At 73.9% G+C, this 15,561-nt stretch carries 12 protein-coding genes and 2 pseudogenes; 6 read left to right on the top strand and 8 right to left on the bottom strand.

The window, feature by feature from the left end; all coding sequences use genetic code 11:
• Window positions 1–27 precede the first annotated feature (27 nt).
• The 3 genes and pseudogenes from ACFWM7_RS13925 to ACFWM7_RS13915 form a co-directional block, all read right to left on the bottom strand.
• Complete coding sequence (locus ACFWM7_RS13925; protein ID WP_383259824.1) at window positions 28–1,155, bottom strand: cytochrome P450; 1,128 nt, start codon at window positions 1,153–1,155, stop codon at window positions 28–30.
• A gap of 46 nt (window positions 1,156–1,201) precedes the next feature.
• Window positions 1,202–2,078 (bottom strand): annotated as a pseudogene (locus ACFWM7_RS13920) (LysR substrate-binding domain-containing protein); the annotation flags it as partial.
• Window positions 2,079–2,178: 100 nt separating this feature from the next.
• A complete protein-coding gene (locus ACFWM7_RS13915; RefSeq protein WP_383259821.1) occupies window positions 2,179–2,916 on the bottom strand; it encodes a DUF1707 and FHA domain-containing protein in 738 nt (245 codons plus the stop codon).
• 129 nt (window positions 2,917–3,045) lie between these two features.
• On the opposite strand from ACFWM7_RS13915, the pseudogene ACFWM7_RS13910 reads away from it, so the two are divergent.
• Window positions 3,046–4,058 (top strand): annotated as a pseudogene (locus ACFWM7_RS13910) (GNAT family N-acetyltransferase).
• A 276-nt stretch (window positions 4,059–4,334) separates the two neighbouring features.
• Complete coding sequence (locus tag ACFWM7_RS13905) at window positions 4,335–5,246, top strand: GNAT family N-acetyltransferase (RefSeq protein ID WP_383259818.1); 912 nt, start codon at window positions 4,335–4,337, stop codon at window positions 5,244–5,246.
• Here ACFWM7_RS13905 and ACFWM7_RS13900 read toward each other — a convergent pair.
• Both ACFWM7_RS13900 and ACFWM7_RS13895 read right to left on the bottom strand, forming a co-directional pair.
• Window positions 5,218–6,348 carry an alpha-L-fucosidase gene (locus ACFWM7_RS13900; protein ID WP_383259815.1) on the bottom strand — a complete coding sequence of 377 codons (1,131 nt, stop codon included), beginning with the start codon at window positions 6,346–6,348 and terminating at the stop codon, window positions 5,218–5,220. The genes ACFWM7_RS13905 and ACFWM7_RS13900 overlap by 29 nt on opposite strands.
• A gap of 14 nt (window positions 6,349–6,362) precedes the next feature.
• Window positions 6,363–7,757: a GH1 family beta-glucosidase gene (locus tag ACFWM7_RS13895; protein ID WP_383259812.1), complete on the bottom strand. Its 1,395-nt coding sequence runs from the start codon at window positions 7,755–7,757 to the stop codon at window positions 6,363–6,365.
• Window positions 7,758–7,929: 172 nt separating this feature from the next.
• Between ACFWM7_RS13895 and treZ the strand changes: the two genes are divergently transcribed.
• The gene (gene treZ / locus ACFWM7_RS13890; protein ID WP_383259809.1) at window positions 7,930–9,690 is read left to right on the top strand and encodes a malto-oligosyltrehalose trehalohydrolase; all 1,761 of its coding nucleotides are present in this window, start codon (window positions 7,930–7,932) and stop codon (window positions 9,688–9,690) included.
• A 48-nt stretch (window positions 9,691–9,738) separates the two neighbouring features.
• Here the strand turns inward: treZ and ACFWM7_RS13885 are convergent, their stop codons facing one another.
• Together ACFWM7_RS13885 and ACFWM7_RS13880 are read right to left on the bottom strand one after the other, a co-directional pair.
• Window positions 9,739–10,887 carry a M24 family metallopeptidase gene (locus ACFWM7_RS13885; protein WP_383259804.1) on the bottom strand — a complete coding sequence of 383 codons (1,149 nt, stop codon included), beginning with the start codon at window positions 10,885–10,887 and terminating at the stop codon, window positions 9,739–9,741.
• A gap of 177 nt (window positions 10,888–11,064) precedes the next feature.
• On the bottom strand, window positions 11,065–11,736 hold the full coding sequence (locus ACFWM7_RS13880) for a nucleoside/nucleotide kinase family protein (protein ID WP_383259801.1): 672 nt from the start codon (window positions 11,734–11,736) through the stop codon (window positions 11,065–11,067).
• 102 nt (window positions 11,737–11,838) lie between these two features.
• Between ACFWM7_RS13880 and ACFWM7_RS13875 the strand changes: the two genes are divergently transcribed.
• Complete coding sequence (locus ACFWM7_RS13875) at window positions 11,839–12,231, top strand: VOC family protein (RefSeq protein WP_383259795.1); 393 nt, start codon at window positions 11,839–11,841, stop codon at window positions 12,229–12,231.
• Between the two features lie 36 nt (window positions 12,232–12,267).
• Here ACFWM7_RS13875 and ACFWM7_RS13870 read toward each other — a convergent pair whose 3' ends face one another.
• Window positions 12,268–13,179: a TetR/AcrR family transcriptional regulator C-terminal domain-containing protein gene (locus ACFWM7_RS13870; RefSeq protein WP_383259791.1), complete on the bottom strand. Its 912-nt coding sequence runs from the start codon at window positions 13,177–13,179 to the stop codon at window positions 12,268–12,270.
• Window positions 13,180–13,295: 116 nt separating this feature from the next.
• On the opposite strand from ACFWM7_RS13870, the gene ACFWM7_RS13865 reads away from it, so the two are divergent.
• A complete protein-coding gene (locus ACFWM7_RS13865; RefSeq protein WP_383259783.1) occupies window positions 13,296–14,855 on the top strand; it encodes an MFS transporter in 1,560 nt (519 codons plus the stop codon).
• Window positions 14,856–14,967: 112 nt separating this feature from the next.
• The coding region (locus ACFWM7_RS13860; protein ID WP_383259780.1) for a low temperature requirement protein A at window positions 14,968–15,561 on the top strand (594 nt) is incomplete at its 3' end.

Genomic DNA, 15,561 nt, shown 5'->3' with positions numbered 1-15,561 from the left:
GGGCGCGTCCGGCCCCGGCTCCCGTCGTCAGGACGGGCGTACGAGCAGGGCGCGCGGGCCGCGGGTGAGCAGGCCGCCCGCCACCGGGCGGAAGCCCTCGGCCCAGCGGATGCCGGGCATCGCCGTCAGCAGGGCGTGCAGGCCGTATTCGGCCTCCAACCTGCCGAGGAGGGCGGCGGGGCAGCCCGCCGGGCCGATGAGCAGCGGGTCGGCGTCGGCGCGCAGCGGGTCGAACCGGTCGGGTGCGGCGAACCGGGCCGGGTCGCGGCCCGCCGCGCCGATGAGGCAGGCGACGGGTGCGTCGGCGGGGAGCGTGCCGCCGCTGACGGTCACCTCGGTACGGGTGCGGCGCAGCACGATCTGGACGGGCGGGTCGCGGCGCAGCGTCTCGGCCCAGGCCCGCCCGAGCAGCGTCGTCCCGGAACCCTCCCCGCCCGTTTCTCCGGCGGTTCCTTCGCCCGCCGATCCCCCGCCCGCCTCTCCGGCAGTTCCTTCGCCCGCTGTTTTCCCGGCCGCTTCTCCGGCCGCCGCGACGGCCCTCGCGGCGGCCAGCAGGTCGGGGTCGTCCAGCATGTTCGCAAGGAACGAGGCGAGGGCGTGCTCGCGGAGCGCGGTGGGCCCGGCGCAGTCGTCGGCTCCGCCGCCGGTAAGCCGCCGGCGGGCGGCTCGGGGCGGGGTGGTCAGGTCCGGGTAGGAGAGCCCGGCCGCCGGGGCGGCGGCCCCGGCGGGCAGCCAGCGGCAGAAGTCGGCGACCAGGTCCGCCCGCTCGCGCCCGGCGATCCGGCGGGCCAGGACGTACGCGGTCCGCTCGACGGCGGGCTCCACGGTGCGCCACGGCACGGCGGGCGGGCCGCAGACCAGGCTGCCCCGGCAGAGGCCGAGCGGGACGGGGGCCCGGCCGCGCGGGGCCCCGTCGTGCGGGTAGCCGGTGAACCGGGGGTCCGTGAGAGCCAGGGCCACATCCACATACCGGCTCAGCAGCCAGGCGCCGAGGTCCGGGTCGTAGCCGAGGGGGTAGTCAGTGCGCAGCAGGCGGTAGAGGCGCAGCCGGTACGGGTCCGTGGTGGCCCCCGGGGCCAGGAGTCCCGGCCGGCCGCCCGCGAGCCGGTGCGGGCGACGGGCGGCGGGCAGCGCGTCGGGGCGGTCGACCGGCATCCCGCGCCCCCTGGAGTCGGTGCGCCGGCGGTCGGCGCGCGTCCTCTCAGCGGACCACCGACGGGGCCGCCCCGCAGTCGGCGTACGGCCGTTCGGGTGAGAGTGCGCCGGGGCGCAGAGGGCGGAGCCCGGCGGTGGGCAGGGCGCCGAGCAGCTCCGTGAAGGCCGCCGCCGCCCCGGTCAGCGCGACCCGGGAGAACACGCCCAGCGGACGGAGCCAGGGCGGGTCGACGCCGAGCACCGCGCAGTCCTCGCCGATCGCGCCCCCGACGAGGTGGGCCGGGGCCGTGGACACGCCGACGCCGGCCGCGGCCATCCGCACGGCGGTCGAGGTGTGCTCGGTCCACGCCGCCGTACGGGGCGCGAAGCCCGCCGCCTCGCAGACCCCTTCCAGGAAGGGGCGGCCCTCGATGACCGGCTCCATGGCGCACCGTACCCACGACCGGTCGGCCAGCTCGTGGAGAGCGACCGAGGAACGCCCGGCGAGCGGGTCGTCGAACGGGACGACGAGGACGATCTCCTCCTCCCCCACCGGAACGACGGGCCCGGTCCACCGCGTCGGCAGCGGCCCCACGGCCAGGTCGGCGATGCCGCGTTCCACCTGGTCCTCCAGGGCATCGGTGCTGGCGTACTCGTGGAGGACGAGGCCGACGCCAGGATGGGCGCGCCGCCAGTGCGCGAAGACGTCGGGGAGGATGCCGACGGCCACCGAGTGCACGGTGGCGATGTGGAGTCCGCCGCCCTTCCGCACCGGCGGCGGCCCGGGCCGCCCGGCGGGCCTGGGCGGCGCTGCGGACGGAGCGCTCGGCGTGCGGGAGGAAGGCCCGGCCCATGGGGGTGAGCAGGACGCCGCGCGGCAGCCGTTCCAGCAACTCGCCGCCGACGTTCCGCTCCAGCGCCTTGATCTGGTGGGAGAGGGCGGTCGGCGAGGCGTTCCTGACGCTGGCCGGACGTGGACTGCACCAGCAGCACTGACACCCGGGGCCGGGCGCGGGCCCGGCGTCCCGACGCCCCGGCGCGGGCTCAGCCGGGCGGGAGGGCAGGGCCGTGCTGCGGCCGGTCGGAGCCGTGCTGCGGCCGGTCGGGCCCGTTCGACGGTGCCTCAGGAACGCCCGGCGGAAGCTGGGCCGGCGCGGCGGCCGACGGCCGGGGCACGGGCGACGGCAGTTCGGGCAGCCGGTCCTGCGGCCGGGGCGTCTGCGCCGGAAGACGGTCCGGGGCGGTGAGGCGGAAGCTCATCCGGCCGAAGCTCACCTGGTCGCCGTCCCGCACCGGGATGGAGCCGACGAGCCGCTGGCCGTTGACGCAGGTGCCGTTGGTGGAGCCCAGGTCGCGCAGCACCCAGCGGCCGTTCAGCGCGTGGAGTTCGGCGTGCAGCCGGGAGACCGTCTCGTGGTTGAGGCGCAGCCCGTTGGCCGGGTCGCGGCCGATGAGCAGCGGATACGGCCCGGGGGCGGGCAGCAGCAGCTTGGGGAGCCGCTCGGTCTGCCAGGCGCGGCGCAGCCGCCCGGGAAAGGCGGAGATCCCGCCCACCGCGCGGACCAGGCCCTGGGACCAGCGGCCGCCGTCGTCCAGGTCGGAGGTGAGCGCCGCCAGCTCCTCGGGCCGCCGGGCGACGAGGGCGAGTTCCATGCGCCGCATGAACGTGTCGTGCGACAGCTTGCCCTGCGCGGCACCGTCTCTGAGCACGCCGAGGACCCGGTCGCGCTGGGCGTCCGACAGCCGCGCGGGACTCGGGGGGAACTCGAAGGAGGACGTCACGTGGACGATTGTCGGGCCGAGGGGCCCGGAGTGTCCAGCGAGGCCGTGATGCCCCCCGCGCTGACCTGCGCAGCTGCCGCGCGGGCCGCCTTGCTGACGTCTGCGGCTCACTGATCACGAGGAGACCGTGTGCCCTCCGCGCCATCCCGCCTGACGAACCGTCCGCTGGCCGGATCCGGCGAACTCGACCTGTTCTGCCGTCTTTCGTACGTACTCGACCATGAGCTGGCCGACGACCTCGCCACCGGACGCCGCCGCCCGGAGTGGATGTGGGTCGCCCTGGAGGACTAGCGGGTCGTCGCCAGGGTCGCCTGGTGGACGAACGCACCGGGCGGCGAGCTGCTGGCGCTGGACTTCTTCGACCTGTACGACACGCTGCCCGCCCCGGAGCGGATCGCGATCGGCGTCCGGCTGCTGGAGACCGCGACGGCGGCCGTGCTGCCGGCCGGTGCGCGGCGGCCGGAGTACGGGCGGTTCGTCCCGCCGGACTGGCGCGAGGACCCGGTGGCCCGGGATGTCGCCGGGGCCCGGATCGCGGCGATGGAGGCGACCGGGGCGCGGATGCTGGTGGAGCGGCTCCGGCTGGAGTGGCGGGCCGGTACGCCGGTGCCCGGGGACTGCGGCTGGAGTGGCGGGCCGGTACGCCGGTGCCCGGGGACTCCGGCCGGCTGGCGTTCCGGCCGGTCACCGGCCGGGAGGATCTCCTCGCGCTGATGACGCCGGTCATGGAGGGCACCCTCGACGCCCACGGGCAGGAGGACCTGGCGTCCGGGCTCGACGCCCGCGCGGCGGCCGAGAAGCACTACGACGAGGAGCTGGCGGAGTACGCGGCCCCGATGGCCTGGTGGCGGATCGCCGAACTGCCCACCGGTGAGCCGGTCGGGTTCGTCGTCCCGGCTCGCAACAACTACCACCCGATCATCGCGTACATCGGGGTGCTGCCCGACCTGCGCGGCCACGGGTACATCGACGACCTCCTCGCCGAGGGCACCCGGGTGCTGGCGGCCGAGGGCGTGGAGCGGATCCGGGCGGCGACCGACCTCGGCAACGTACCGATGGCGAAGTCCTTCGAGCGGCTCGGGTACGTCAACTTCGAGCGGGCGTTCACCATGGCCTGGGACGCGGAGAAGGGTGAGGGCTAGAACCACGGGCTGGACCAGGGCTGGACCAGGGCTGGGACCAGGGCTGGAGCGCGTCCGGAACGGCTTCCCGGATATTCGGTGGACGGCGGGCACCGGCGGCGGCTACGGTCGGCCCCGACATCCGACGCCCGTCGTGGAAGGAGGCGAGAGACATGCGCGCGAACAGCCGCACCACCACCCGCAGTACATCTTTCTCGCGCTCCCGCCCCGTCCGCCGGGCGGTGTCGGACCTCGTCTGACCGGGAACGCGAGCTTTCCGTCCCGGAGGACACCTTCATGACCGATCCGGTCATCCGCGCGCTCACGCCGAGCGACGCCGCACTCTTCACCACGTTCCAGGACAGCCCCCACGTCGGCCGGGCCGCCTTCGGCCACCGCTACACCTCGACGGCCGACGGCGGCGAGTACCGCCCCGAGTGGTCCTGGGTCGCCCTGCGCGGGGACACCGTGATCGCCAGGGCCGCCTGGTGGTCAGGGCCCGACGACACCGAGCCCGTCGTGCTCAACTGGTTCGACTTCGCGGACGGGGAGGCGGAGGCGGGCGCCGAACTCCTGCGCCGCGCCCCGTTCGACAAGGAGTACGAGCTGATCGCGCCCGCCGGATGGCGGGACGACCCGGCGGTGCGGGCCGCCGTCGAGGAGCGGGTCGCCGCCGCGACGGCGGCCGGTATGAAGCCGCTGGTCGAGCGCTACCGCTACCGGTGGACCCCCGGCTGCCCGCTCCCCGAGCGGACGGGCCGGCTGACCTACCGCGCGGAGCCGGACGACGCGGTCATCCTCGACGTACTGCGCCGGGTCCACTCGGCCACGCTGGACGCCCACGCCCGCAAGGCCATCGAGGGCCCCGGCGGCCTGGAGGCGGCGGCCCAGGAGGAGTTGGACTTCTTCCACTGGTGCCCCTCGCCGAGGGAGTGGTGGCGGCTCGCGTACACCCCGGACGGCGAGGTGGCGGGCATCCAGGTGCCCGCCCACAACCCGTCGGGCCCCTGCGTCGGCTTCATCGGGGTCGTTCCCGAGGCGCGCGGGCACGGGTACGGCTACGACCTGCTCGTGGAGTGCACGCGCTTCCTGGTCGAGCAGGGCGCCGAGTTCGTCGCGGGGGCGACGGACCAGGGGAACGCGCCGATGGCCGCCGCGTTCGCCCGTGCCGGGTACCCCATCACCCAGGAGTGGATCCATCTGGCGTGAGGGCCCCGGCCTCCTCGGCCAGCCACTCCAGGCGGAGCCGCTGCTCGGCGGAAATCGTCGCGTCCTCGCCGCGCGGCCCCACGTTGAGCAGCACGTTCCCGCCGTCGGCGGCCGTGTCGCGGACCAGTGAGGTCAGCGTCGCGCGGTCGATGAAGGCGTCCGGGCCGGAGTTGCGGTTGTAGCCGAAGCTGTGGTCGACGCCCCGGGTGATCTCGTACGGGTCGGAGCCCTCGTAGCGGGCGTACTCCGGGGTGCGGAAGTCGAAGACGGGCGGTGTGCGCGGGACGAAGCCCTCGCCCTGCGCCACCGTCCGGCGGTCCCACCAGTTGTAGAGGGCCTTCGCGCCCGGCAGGGTCAGGCCCCGCCAGTGCGGTGCGTAGGGCAGCAGCCGGTCGTTGACGACGCCGTGCGGGACGGTGAAGCGGTAGAAGTCGACCAGCGAGCGGATCTCGTCGGCGGCGGCGGGCCAGGCGATGTCGTTCCAGAGGATGTCGGGGCGGTATCGGCGGATCAGCTCTCGCAACTGCGCGTCGGCGTAGGCGGGGTACTTCCCGCGCGGGACGGCGGAGAACATGTCGGCGGCGGTGCCGATGGGCCGGTCGTCGAAGGTCCAGTCGAGTCCGCCGGAGTAGTAGACGCCGAAGCGCAGGCCCTCGGCCCGTACGGCTTCGGCGAACTCGCCGACCACGTCCCGGGTGGTGTGCCAGCCGGTGCGGTGCGGGTTCTGCGTCTCGGAGGGCCAGAGGCAGAACCCGTCGTGGTGCTTGGTGACGAGGACCGCGTACCCGGCCCCCGCCTCCCGGAAGGTGCGGGCCCAGGCGGCCGGATCCCAGGTGGCGAGCCCGTCCTCGAAGTCGTGGCCGAAGTCCGTGTAGGGGCGCTTCCCGTAGGTGGCGCGGTGGTGGGCGGCGACCGGGGAGCCGGGGAAGCGGAGCCCGTTCTCGTACCACTCCGCGTACGAGGTCCAGCCCAGCGGCGTACGCCGGCCCGCCGCCGGGAGTTCGGCGGCAGGGACGTAGGGCGGGGCCCAGCCGGGAACGGATGCGGGTGTCCAGTGAACGAAGATCCCCAGCCGGGCCCGGGACCACCATGAAGCGACCATGGCGGGAGTATTGATCATTCGGGCGGTGCCGCGTAAGCCCCTTCGACCGCCGGGTTCCGCTTCTGTGTCTTCTGTGCGCGGATCAGGTCGCGGTACCAGGCGTAGGACTGTTTGGGCGTACGGGTCAGGGTCTCGTAGTCGATGTGGACCAGGCCGAACCGCTGCGAGGCCCCCTCCGTCCACTCCACGTTGTCGGTGAGCGACCAGGTGAAGTAGCCGCGTACGTCCACCCCGGCGTCCATCGCCGCGCGCAGGGCGGTGAGGTGGCTCTCCAGGTAGGCGATGCGGCGGTCGTCGGCGTGGGGTTCCTCCAGGGCGCAGCCGTTCTCGGTGATGTACAGCGGCGGGAGGCGGTCGCCGTAGCGGGTGTGCAGGGCGGTGACGATCTCGGTGAGGCCCTCGGGGACGACGGGCCAGCCGAAGCCGGTCTTCTCGTACCCCTCGATCTCCCGTATCCCGAAGGGGAGTTCGGTGGGCATCGTGAAGCCGGAGAAAGTCTCCAGGGCCTCCGGGCGGGGTGCGCCGACGAGGGTCGGGTTGTAGTAGTTGACGCCGTACCAGTCGAGCGGGGTGGAGATGACCTTCAGGTCGTCGGCGACCGGGCCGGGCATCAGGGCGGCGAGGTTCTCGTCCGGGTAGCGGCCGGTGAGGACGGGGTCGGCGAAGAGCCAGTTGGTGAGGGTGTCGTACAGCTCCGCGCCGAAGCGGTCCTCGTCGGAGTTGCCGGCCGTCCAGACCGGGGCGTGCGAGAAGGCGGCCCCGATGTTGTCGGCGCCCGCCGCGCGCAGGGCTCGGACGGCGAGGCCGTGGGCGAGGAGCTGGTGATGGGCGGCGGGCAGGGCGTCGAAGAGCAGGGTGCGACCGGGGGCGTGCTCGCCGAGCGCGTACCCGAGCAACGTGACCTCGGCGGGTTCGTTGATCGTGATCCACATGGGGACGCGGTCGGCGAGGCGTTCGGCGACGATGCCCGCGTACTCGGCGAAGCGGTGGGCGGTGTCGCGGTCGAGCCAGCCGCCCGCCTCCTCCAGCGGGAGCGGGGTGTCCCAGTGGTAGAGGGTCGGGGCGGGGGTGATGCCGTGGGCGCACAGCTCGTCGACGAGCCGGTCGTAGAAATCGAGCCCGTCGGCGTTGACGGCTCCGCTTCCGCCGGGCACCACGCGGGGCCAGCTGACGGAGAACCGGAAGGCGTCGGCGCCGAGCCCGGCCAGCAGGGCGACGTCCTCGCGGTAGCGGGCGAGGAAGCCGGTGCCCCGGGTGGTGTCGGTGCCGTCCTTGATCCGGCCGGGGAACGCGGCGAAGGCGTCCCAGCCGGAGGGGCCCTTGCCGTCCTCGTCCACCGCCCCCTCGGTCTGGAAGGCGGAGGCGGAGGCTCCCCAGAGGAAGCCGGGCGGGAAGATCGGCAGGGTCATGGCGGCCTCCAGCAGCCGTACGTGGGAATCCGTATGAGCGGGCGCCTCGCCGGGCAATGATCAGGACCAGACCTTAATCGCCGGTGGCGGGCGGCAACAGAGTCCGTCGCGTGGACCGTGGAGCCCGGCCCCCGGGCGGCCGCGCGCCCCGCCCAGGGACGAGGAGTGGTGGATGCAGTTCGAGGTGTGGGCCCCCGAGGCTGACTCGGTCGTGCTGGAGGCGGCGGACGTCCGCTCCCCGATGGAGCGCGACGCGGAGCGCGAGGGGTGGTGGACGGCCGAGGCGAAGGCCGGGGACGGGGACCGGTACGGCTTCCGGGTGGACGACGGGCCGCTGCTGCCGGACCCCCGCTCGCGGCGTCAGCCGGACGGGCCCGACGGGCCGAGCGCGGTCGTCGACCAGGAGGCGTACGCCTGGCGCAACGGATGGGCGGGGCGGCGGCTGAACCGGGCCGTGCTCTACGAGCTGCACGTGGGGACGTACACCCCGGAGGGCACGTTCGACGCGGCGGCGGCCCGGCTGGGCCATCTGGCGGAGCTGGGTGTCACCCATGTGTCGCTGATGCCCCTCTGCCCGTTCCCGGGCGTCAACGGCTGGGGGTACGAGGGCGTCTCGCTGTGGGCGGTGCACGAGCCGTACGGCGGGCCCGAGGGGCTGAAGCGCTTTGTCGACACGGCGCACGGGCTGGGGCTCGGGGTGGTCCTGGACGTCGTCCACAACCACCTGGGCCCCTCCGGCAACTACCTGCCCGCCTTCGGCCCGTACTTCACCGACACCCACCACACCCCGTGGGGCGCGGCGGTCAATCTGGACGCGCCGGGCTCGGACGAGGTGCGGGCGTTCCTGCTGGGCAGCGCGCTGGCCTGGCTGCGCGACTACCGGCTGGACGGGCTGCGCCTGGACGCGGTGCACGCGCTCGCCGACACCCGGGCGCTCACCTTCCTGGAGGAGCTGTCGGCGGCGGTCGACGCGCTCTCCGTCGAGGTGGGCCGGCCGCTCGGGCTGATCGCCGAGTCCGATCTCTGCGATCCGCGCACCACGGCCCCGCGCACGGCGGGCGGCCTGGGCCTGCACGCCCAGTGGAACGACGACTTCCACCACGCCCTGCACACCGCGCTGACCGGCGAGTCGCAGGGCTACTACGCCGACTTCGCCCGGGCCCCGCTGGCCGCCCTCGCGAAGACGGTGACGTCGGCTTTCTTCCACAACGGGACATGGTCCAGCTTCCGGGGCCGTACGCACGGCCGCCCGGTCGACGTGACGCGCAGCCCGGCGCACCGGTTCGTCGGATACGCGCAGACGCACGACCAGATCGGCAACCGCGCGCTGGGCGACCGGCTGGCCGCCTCCCTCTCCCCCGGCCTCCAGGCGTGCGCGGCGGCTCTGGTGCTGACGGGTCCGTTCATCCCGATGCTGTTCATGGGCGAGGAGTGGGGGGCGCGCACCCCGTGGCAGTTCTTCACCGACCACACGGACCCGGAGCTGGCCGAGGCCGTACGCAACGGCAGGCGGCGGGAGTTCGGGGAGCACGGCTGGGCGGAGGAGGAGATCCCCGACCCGCAGGACCCGGCGACCCGGGACCGTTCCTGCCTCGACTGGGCCGAGCCGGAGCGCGAACCGCACGCACGGCTGCTCGCCTGGTACCGCGAACTCATCGCGCTGCGGCGGACGTTGCCCGACCTCCACGACCCCGACCTGGCATCGGTGAAGACCGCGTTCGACGAGGACGCGCGCTGGCTGGCGTACCGCAGGGGTGATCTGCGGATCGCGGTGAACCTGGCGGACAAGCCGGCCGCCATTCCGCTGGGTTCGGGCCGCCACCGGCGCGTGGGCGGGCGGGTACTGGCCGCCTGGGAGCCGGTGGAGGCGCCGGGGGCGGACGGGGTGCTGCACCTGCCGCCGGAGTCGTGCGTGGTGCTGGCGGACGACTGAACTCCCGCGTCCGCGTCCGCACCCCTGCTCCTGCTCCGACTCCTACTCCTACTCCACGACGGCGAGTTCACGGGCGGTGGCGTTGAGCCGCCGCCCGCCGTCCTCGGTCACCGCCACGATGTCCTCGATCCGGACGCCGAAGCGGCCCGGGAGGTAGATGCCCGGCTCCACGGAGAAGCACATTCCGGGGACGAGCGGCTGCTCCTCGCCCTCGATCATGTAGGGCGGCTCGTGGGTGGTGACGCCGATGCCGTGGCCGGTGCGGTGGATGAACCGGTCGCCGTAGCCGAACTCGGTGATCACCGCGCGGGCGGCCCGGTCGATCTCCTGGCAGGCGACGCCCGGCCGGACGGCGGCGCAGCCCGCCTTCTGGGCCTCGCGGACGATGTCGTGGACCCGCTGCTCCTCGGCGGTGGGCTCCCCGACATGGACCGTACGGGAGGTGTCGGAGCCGTAACCGTGCTTCAGGCCGCCGAAGTCGAGGACGACCATGTCGCCGCGCTCGATGGTGCGTTCACCCGCCTCGTGGTGCGGGTTGGCCCCGTTGGGGCCGGATCCGACGACGGTGAAGTCCACCTGGGAGTGCCCGAACTCCCGCAGCAGCGCGGCCAGATCGGTGGCCAGGTCGACCTCCCGGCGGCCGGAGAAGCGCACCTTGAGGATTTCCTCGTACGTGGCGTCGGCGGCGGCCCCCGCGGCGGTGAGCCGTTCCAGCTCGGCGGCGTCCTTCACCGCGCGGAGCATCGGAAGCGCTTCGGTGAGCGCGGTGTAGGAGGTACCGGGCAACTCCCGCTGGAGGCCGAGCAGATGCATCGCCCAGGCGTTGTCGCTGACGCCGAAGCGGCCCTGGGCGTCCAGCAGCGGAGCGGTCACCGCGTACGGGTCCTTGCCGTCGGTCCAGTCCCGCAGGGTCAGGGCGGGCGCCCCGGTCGCGGCGGCCGCGTCGGGGGCCTCCAAGGTCGGGACGACCAGCACGGGATCGTGGCCGGCCCGCAGCACGAGGAGGGTGAGGCGCTCCGTGCTCACCGGGCGGTAGCCGGTGAGGTGGACGAGGTCGGGCCCCGGCGCGACGATCACCCCGGCGAGCCCGGCCTCGGCGGCGGACTCGGCGGCCCGTGCCATCCGGGCCCGGTAGTCGTCGGCGGTGAAGGACGGGGGCGGTGCGGACTGCTGGGCGAACGGGCTCGGGCTGGACATCAGGGCCTCCTGGCGGTGCGACACGGCACACAGCATCCTGCCCGCCCGGCGAGGCGTACGCGACCGGCTTCCGACCGTGTGTCAGATCGCGCGTCGGACCGCCGGGCGTACGCGGCCGGTCTCCGGCCCCCCGTGTCCGCGTGTCCGCGTGTCCGCCGGGGCGTCGGCCGTCAGTCGTCAGCCGTCCGTCGTCCCCCGCCGCCCGCCCGGCAGTCGCACGATCAGGTCCGCCCGGCCCCGGCCCCCCTCCACCAGCCGGGCGTTCACCTCGTCGGACCGGTTCACCCACTCCTCCGCGTCGCGCCGGAGCCGGCCGTGGTGCACATGCCGGTCGACAAGTCGACGTACCCGGACCTCCGGGTCGAGGTCCAGGAACCACACCTCGTCCAGCAACTCGCGCACCGAGGCCCAGGGCCCGTCACCGAGCAGCAGGTAGTTGCCCTCGGTGACGACGAGCGGGACCTCCGGCGGTACGGGCAGCGACCCCGCGACCGGCTCCTCCAGGGACCGGTCGAAGGCCGGGGCGTAGACCGCGTGCACCGGGTCCGGATCGCGCAGCCGCCGCAGCAGGGCCGCGTATCCGGCCGCGTCGAAGGTGTCGGGCGCGCCCTTCCGGTCGGCGCGGCCGAGGCGCTCCAGCTCGGCGGCGGCGAGGTGGAAGCCGTCCATCGGGACGAGGGCGGCGCGCGGGTCCAGGGCCGCGACCAGCCGTTCGGCCAGAGTGGACTTCCCGGCTCCGGGTGGGCCCGCGATCCCGAGGATGCGCCGCCCTCCGGCGTCCGCGAGCGCGCGGGCCCGGTCGTTCAGCGCGGCCCTGCCGCCGGTGCTCGTAGCGTCCACGATGTCCATGCGGCGCATTGTGCCCGGCGGCCCGGGAGCGAAGCGCTAGTGTTACGTATAACCCCATCGCTGCGGAACCTCCGCCCTCGCAGAACCCCCGAAAGGCCCGCCATGTCCCACATCGCCCTGGTCACCCTGGTCGTCCGCGACTACGACGAGGCGCTCGCCTTCTACCGCGACGCGCTCGGCTTCGAGCTGGCGGAGGACACCGGCCGGGGCGACGGCACCCGCTGGGTGGTGGTGCTCCCGCGCGGGGCGGCGGACGGTACGGGGCTGCTGCTGGCCCGCGCGAAGGACGAGGCGCAGGGCGCGGCGGTGGGGGCGCAGACGGGCGGGCGGGTCGGCTTCTTCCTGCACACCGAGGACTTCGCCGCCGACCACGCGCGGATGCGCGCGGCCGGGGTGCGCTTCCTGGAGGAGCCGCGCCACGAGACGTACGGCTCGGTCGCGGTCTTCGAGGACTTGTACGGCAACCGCTGGGACCTGCTCCAGCCGGCCGGCTGACCCGCCACGGCCCCGCCACGACCACCGCCGCGACCGTCATCGGCTTCCGGATCGCTCGATGAGCGACGCGACCCCGTCCAGCAGCCGTGCGAGCCCGAACTCGAAGAGCGTGTCGAGTTCGAGGTCGAACTCCTCCTCACCGAAGAGAGTGGACAGCGTCGGATAGGACCCGGCGGTCTGGATCTGCTCCAGCCGCAGTTCGTTGGAGGCCATCCACTCCTCGGGCGTCATGCCGGTGTCCTGCCGCGCCTGCACCTCCAGCTCGACGGCCGCCGCGACGCCCTGGGCGTACCCGAGAAGGGCGAGGTGGACGTGGATGATCTGGTTCGGCGTCAGCCCCGGGCCCTTCAGGGCACTGAGGACCCGCTCGGTGTAGCGCATCGCGTGGGGCGACGCCATCGGCCGGGTGAGGGCTGCCATGGCTCGCGCCAGCCAGGGATGGCGCTGGTACCGGGTCCACAGCCACCGTGCCTCCCGCTCCAGTTGCGCGCGCCAGCCGGAGGGCCGGGGCCCCGGCGGTTCTCCGTCGAACACTGCCTCCGACATCAGACGTACCAGCTCGCCCTTGCTCGGGACGTGACGGTAGAGCGCCATGGTGGAGACGCCGAAATCGGTGGCGACCCGGCGCATGGAGAGCGCGGCGAGCCCTTCGGAGTCGACGAGAGCGATGGCCGCGCGGATGATGCGGTCCCGGGTGAGTCCGCGCTGGGGAGCCGAGTCCCGCTCCCGTCCCGACGCGGCGACCACGGTGCCGACGCCGGGCACGACCCGCACCAGGCCGTCCTGTTGCAGGGCGGCGAGCGCCTTCGTCGCGGTCGCCATGGCGACGCCCCAGTCCTGGGTGATACGCCGGGTGGAAGGGACGCGCGCGCCGGGCGCGAGCTCCCCCGAAGCGATCCGCCGACGGATGTCGCCGGCGATGCGGAGGTAGGGCGGTTCGGTGGCCATGGTCGCACTGTACTAGTGCACTCGTCTGACGTTCAGGCTGTTGAGGAAACGGTCACGGCCTAGTGCACTAGGCACCTGTTTGCTGCGTACACCCGGCTCCCGCTTCCCTGCCGTGCATGGAGAACAACACACCCGGCCCTCTCGCGGGGCGCAAGGAATGGACCGCCCTCGGCGTCCTGATGCTGCCCCTGCTCCTGGTCTCGATGGACATCTCGGTCCTGTACTTCGCGATTCCCTACGTCAGCCAGGACCTGGAACCCAGCGCGACGCAGCAGTTGTGGATCCTCGACATGTACGGCTTCGTCCTCGCCGGGCTGCTCATCACGATGGGGGCGCTCGGCGACCGGGTCGGCCGGCGCGCGTCGGTGCTCGCGGGAGCGGTGCTGTTCGGGGCGGCCTCGGTCGTCGCCGCGTACGCACACACGGCTGAACTGCTCATCCTGGCACGGGCGTTGCTCGGCCTCGGCGGCGCTGCCCTGATGCCCTCGACGCTCGCCCTGATCCGCAACCTCTTTCACGACGCGAAGCAGCGCGGCAAGGCGGTGACCCTGTGGACCACCGTCATGACGACGGGCATCTCCCTGGGGCCCGTGGTCAGCGGCCTGCTGCTGGAGCACTTCTGGTGGGGCTCGGTCTTCCTGATCAACCTGCCGGCGATGGTGCTGCTTCTGGTGCTGGTGCCCTTCCTGGTACCGGAGTTCAGGTCCGTGCAGCGGGAACGCTTCGACCTGCTGAGTTCGCTGCTGTCACTGGCCGCTGTGCTCCTGGTCGTCTACGGCATCAAGGAAGCGGCCCGGCACGGGTACGATCCGCTGCCCGCCCTCGCGGTGGGCGTGGGGATGGTGCTCGGCTTCGTCTTCGTACGCCGCCAGAAGCGCGTCGCGCATCCGATGATCGACCTGGGCCTGCTCGGCCGGCGCACCTTCGGCGGCCCGGTGTTCGCCAACCTCCTCGCGATGTTCGCCACCGTGGGGATGGCGGTCTTCCTCACCCAGTATCTGCAGTCCGTCCTCGGCCTGAGCCCGTTCAGGGCCGCGCTGTGGAGCCTGGTACCGGCCCTCGGCGCGGCCGTCGCGGCTCCGGCGGCATCCGCGCTCGCCCAGCGCGTCGACCGCGCGTACGTCATGGGCGGCGGCTTCTCCCTCTCCGCCTGCGGTTTTCTGTGGATGACCCAGGTGCGGACCGACTCGGCACTCTGGTTCGCCCTCGTCGGCGGGGCCCTGTACGCGGGTGGCCTGGTCGCCGCGATGACCCTCGCCAACGAACTCGCCCTCGGCGCGGCCCCACCGGAGCGTGCGGGGTCGGCCGCGGCCGTGCTGGAGTCGGGGCAGGAGTTCGGCGGAGCGCTGGGAATGGCCGTCCTCGGGTCCATCGGCGCGGCGGTCTACAGCCGGGACATGGCCGACACCCTGCCCGCCGGGGTGCCGCAGGCCGAAGCCGTGCGCGAAACGCTGGGCGGTGCGACGGCCGTGGCGGCCCGGCTGCCCGACCGGACCGCCGACGCCGTACTGATGGCCGCGCGCGACGCCTTCACGCACGGGATGAGCTTCGCGGCGGCCGGCGCGGCTGTCGTCATGGCCGCTGCCGGCGTCTTCTCCATCGGCTGGCTGCGGGGTGCGGGGCGGACGAAGCCCCCGGCGGAATCGACCGACCCCCGGCCCGCCGCGCTCCCGTAGTGAGGGCCGACGCCCCGGTCCGGGCACCGGAGCGTCCGGTCCGGACACCTGGGCCTCGGCATTCGGCCCACAGCCGAGGCGCGCGCGGACACCCTCCGATGACGATGGGGTCATGGAGGCCAAGGAGTCCACGGGGAGCACCGCGCCCGCCGAGCGGCACGCCGGCTGGAACGAACTGTTCTTCGACCTCGTCGTCGTCGCCGGGGCGGGGCAGCTGGCCCATCTGCTGCACGACGGCCCCCACCTGGCCGACCTCGCCCTGTTCGCGGTCCTCTATCTCGCCTTCTGGACCAGCTGGGCCGGGTTCGCCGTCTACGGGGACATCGCGGCCTCCGAGACCCGCGTCCGTACGCTGCTGATCGCGATGTTCGGCATGGCCGTGATGGCGGCCTCCGTGCACGCGGTTCAGACCAGCCACTCCATCGCCTTCGTCGTCGCCTATGTCGCGCTGCGCTGGCAGGCGGGGCAGGTCTGGCGGCGGGGCAGCATCGTGGTGGACTGGCCGCTGGCCCAGTTCGGCGCGGGCGCGGTGCCCTGGCTCGTCTCGCTGTTCGTGGACACGCCGTCGCGCTACTGGCTCTGGGCGCTCGGCATCGCGCTGGACATCGTCACCCTGCTGGTCTCCACCCGCGACCGCACCCTGCGGCGGGCGGGCGACCGGGCCGCGCGCCGCCGCGACGGCCGCCCGCCGCCGGGCCCCGCGCAC

The sequence above is a fragment of the Streptomyces sp. NPDC058375 genome, assembly GCF_042723425.1.
Lineage (GTDB): Bacteria > Actinomycetota > Actinomycetes > Streptomycetales > Streptomycetaceae > Streptomyces > Streptomyces durocortorensis.
The sequence above is the reverse complement of the archived record's forward strand: the minus strand, read 5'-3'. Positions and strand labels throughout refer to the sequence as shown.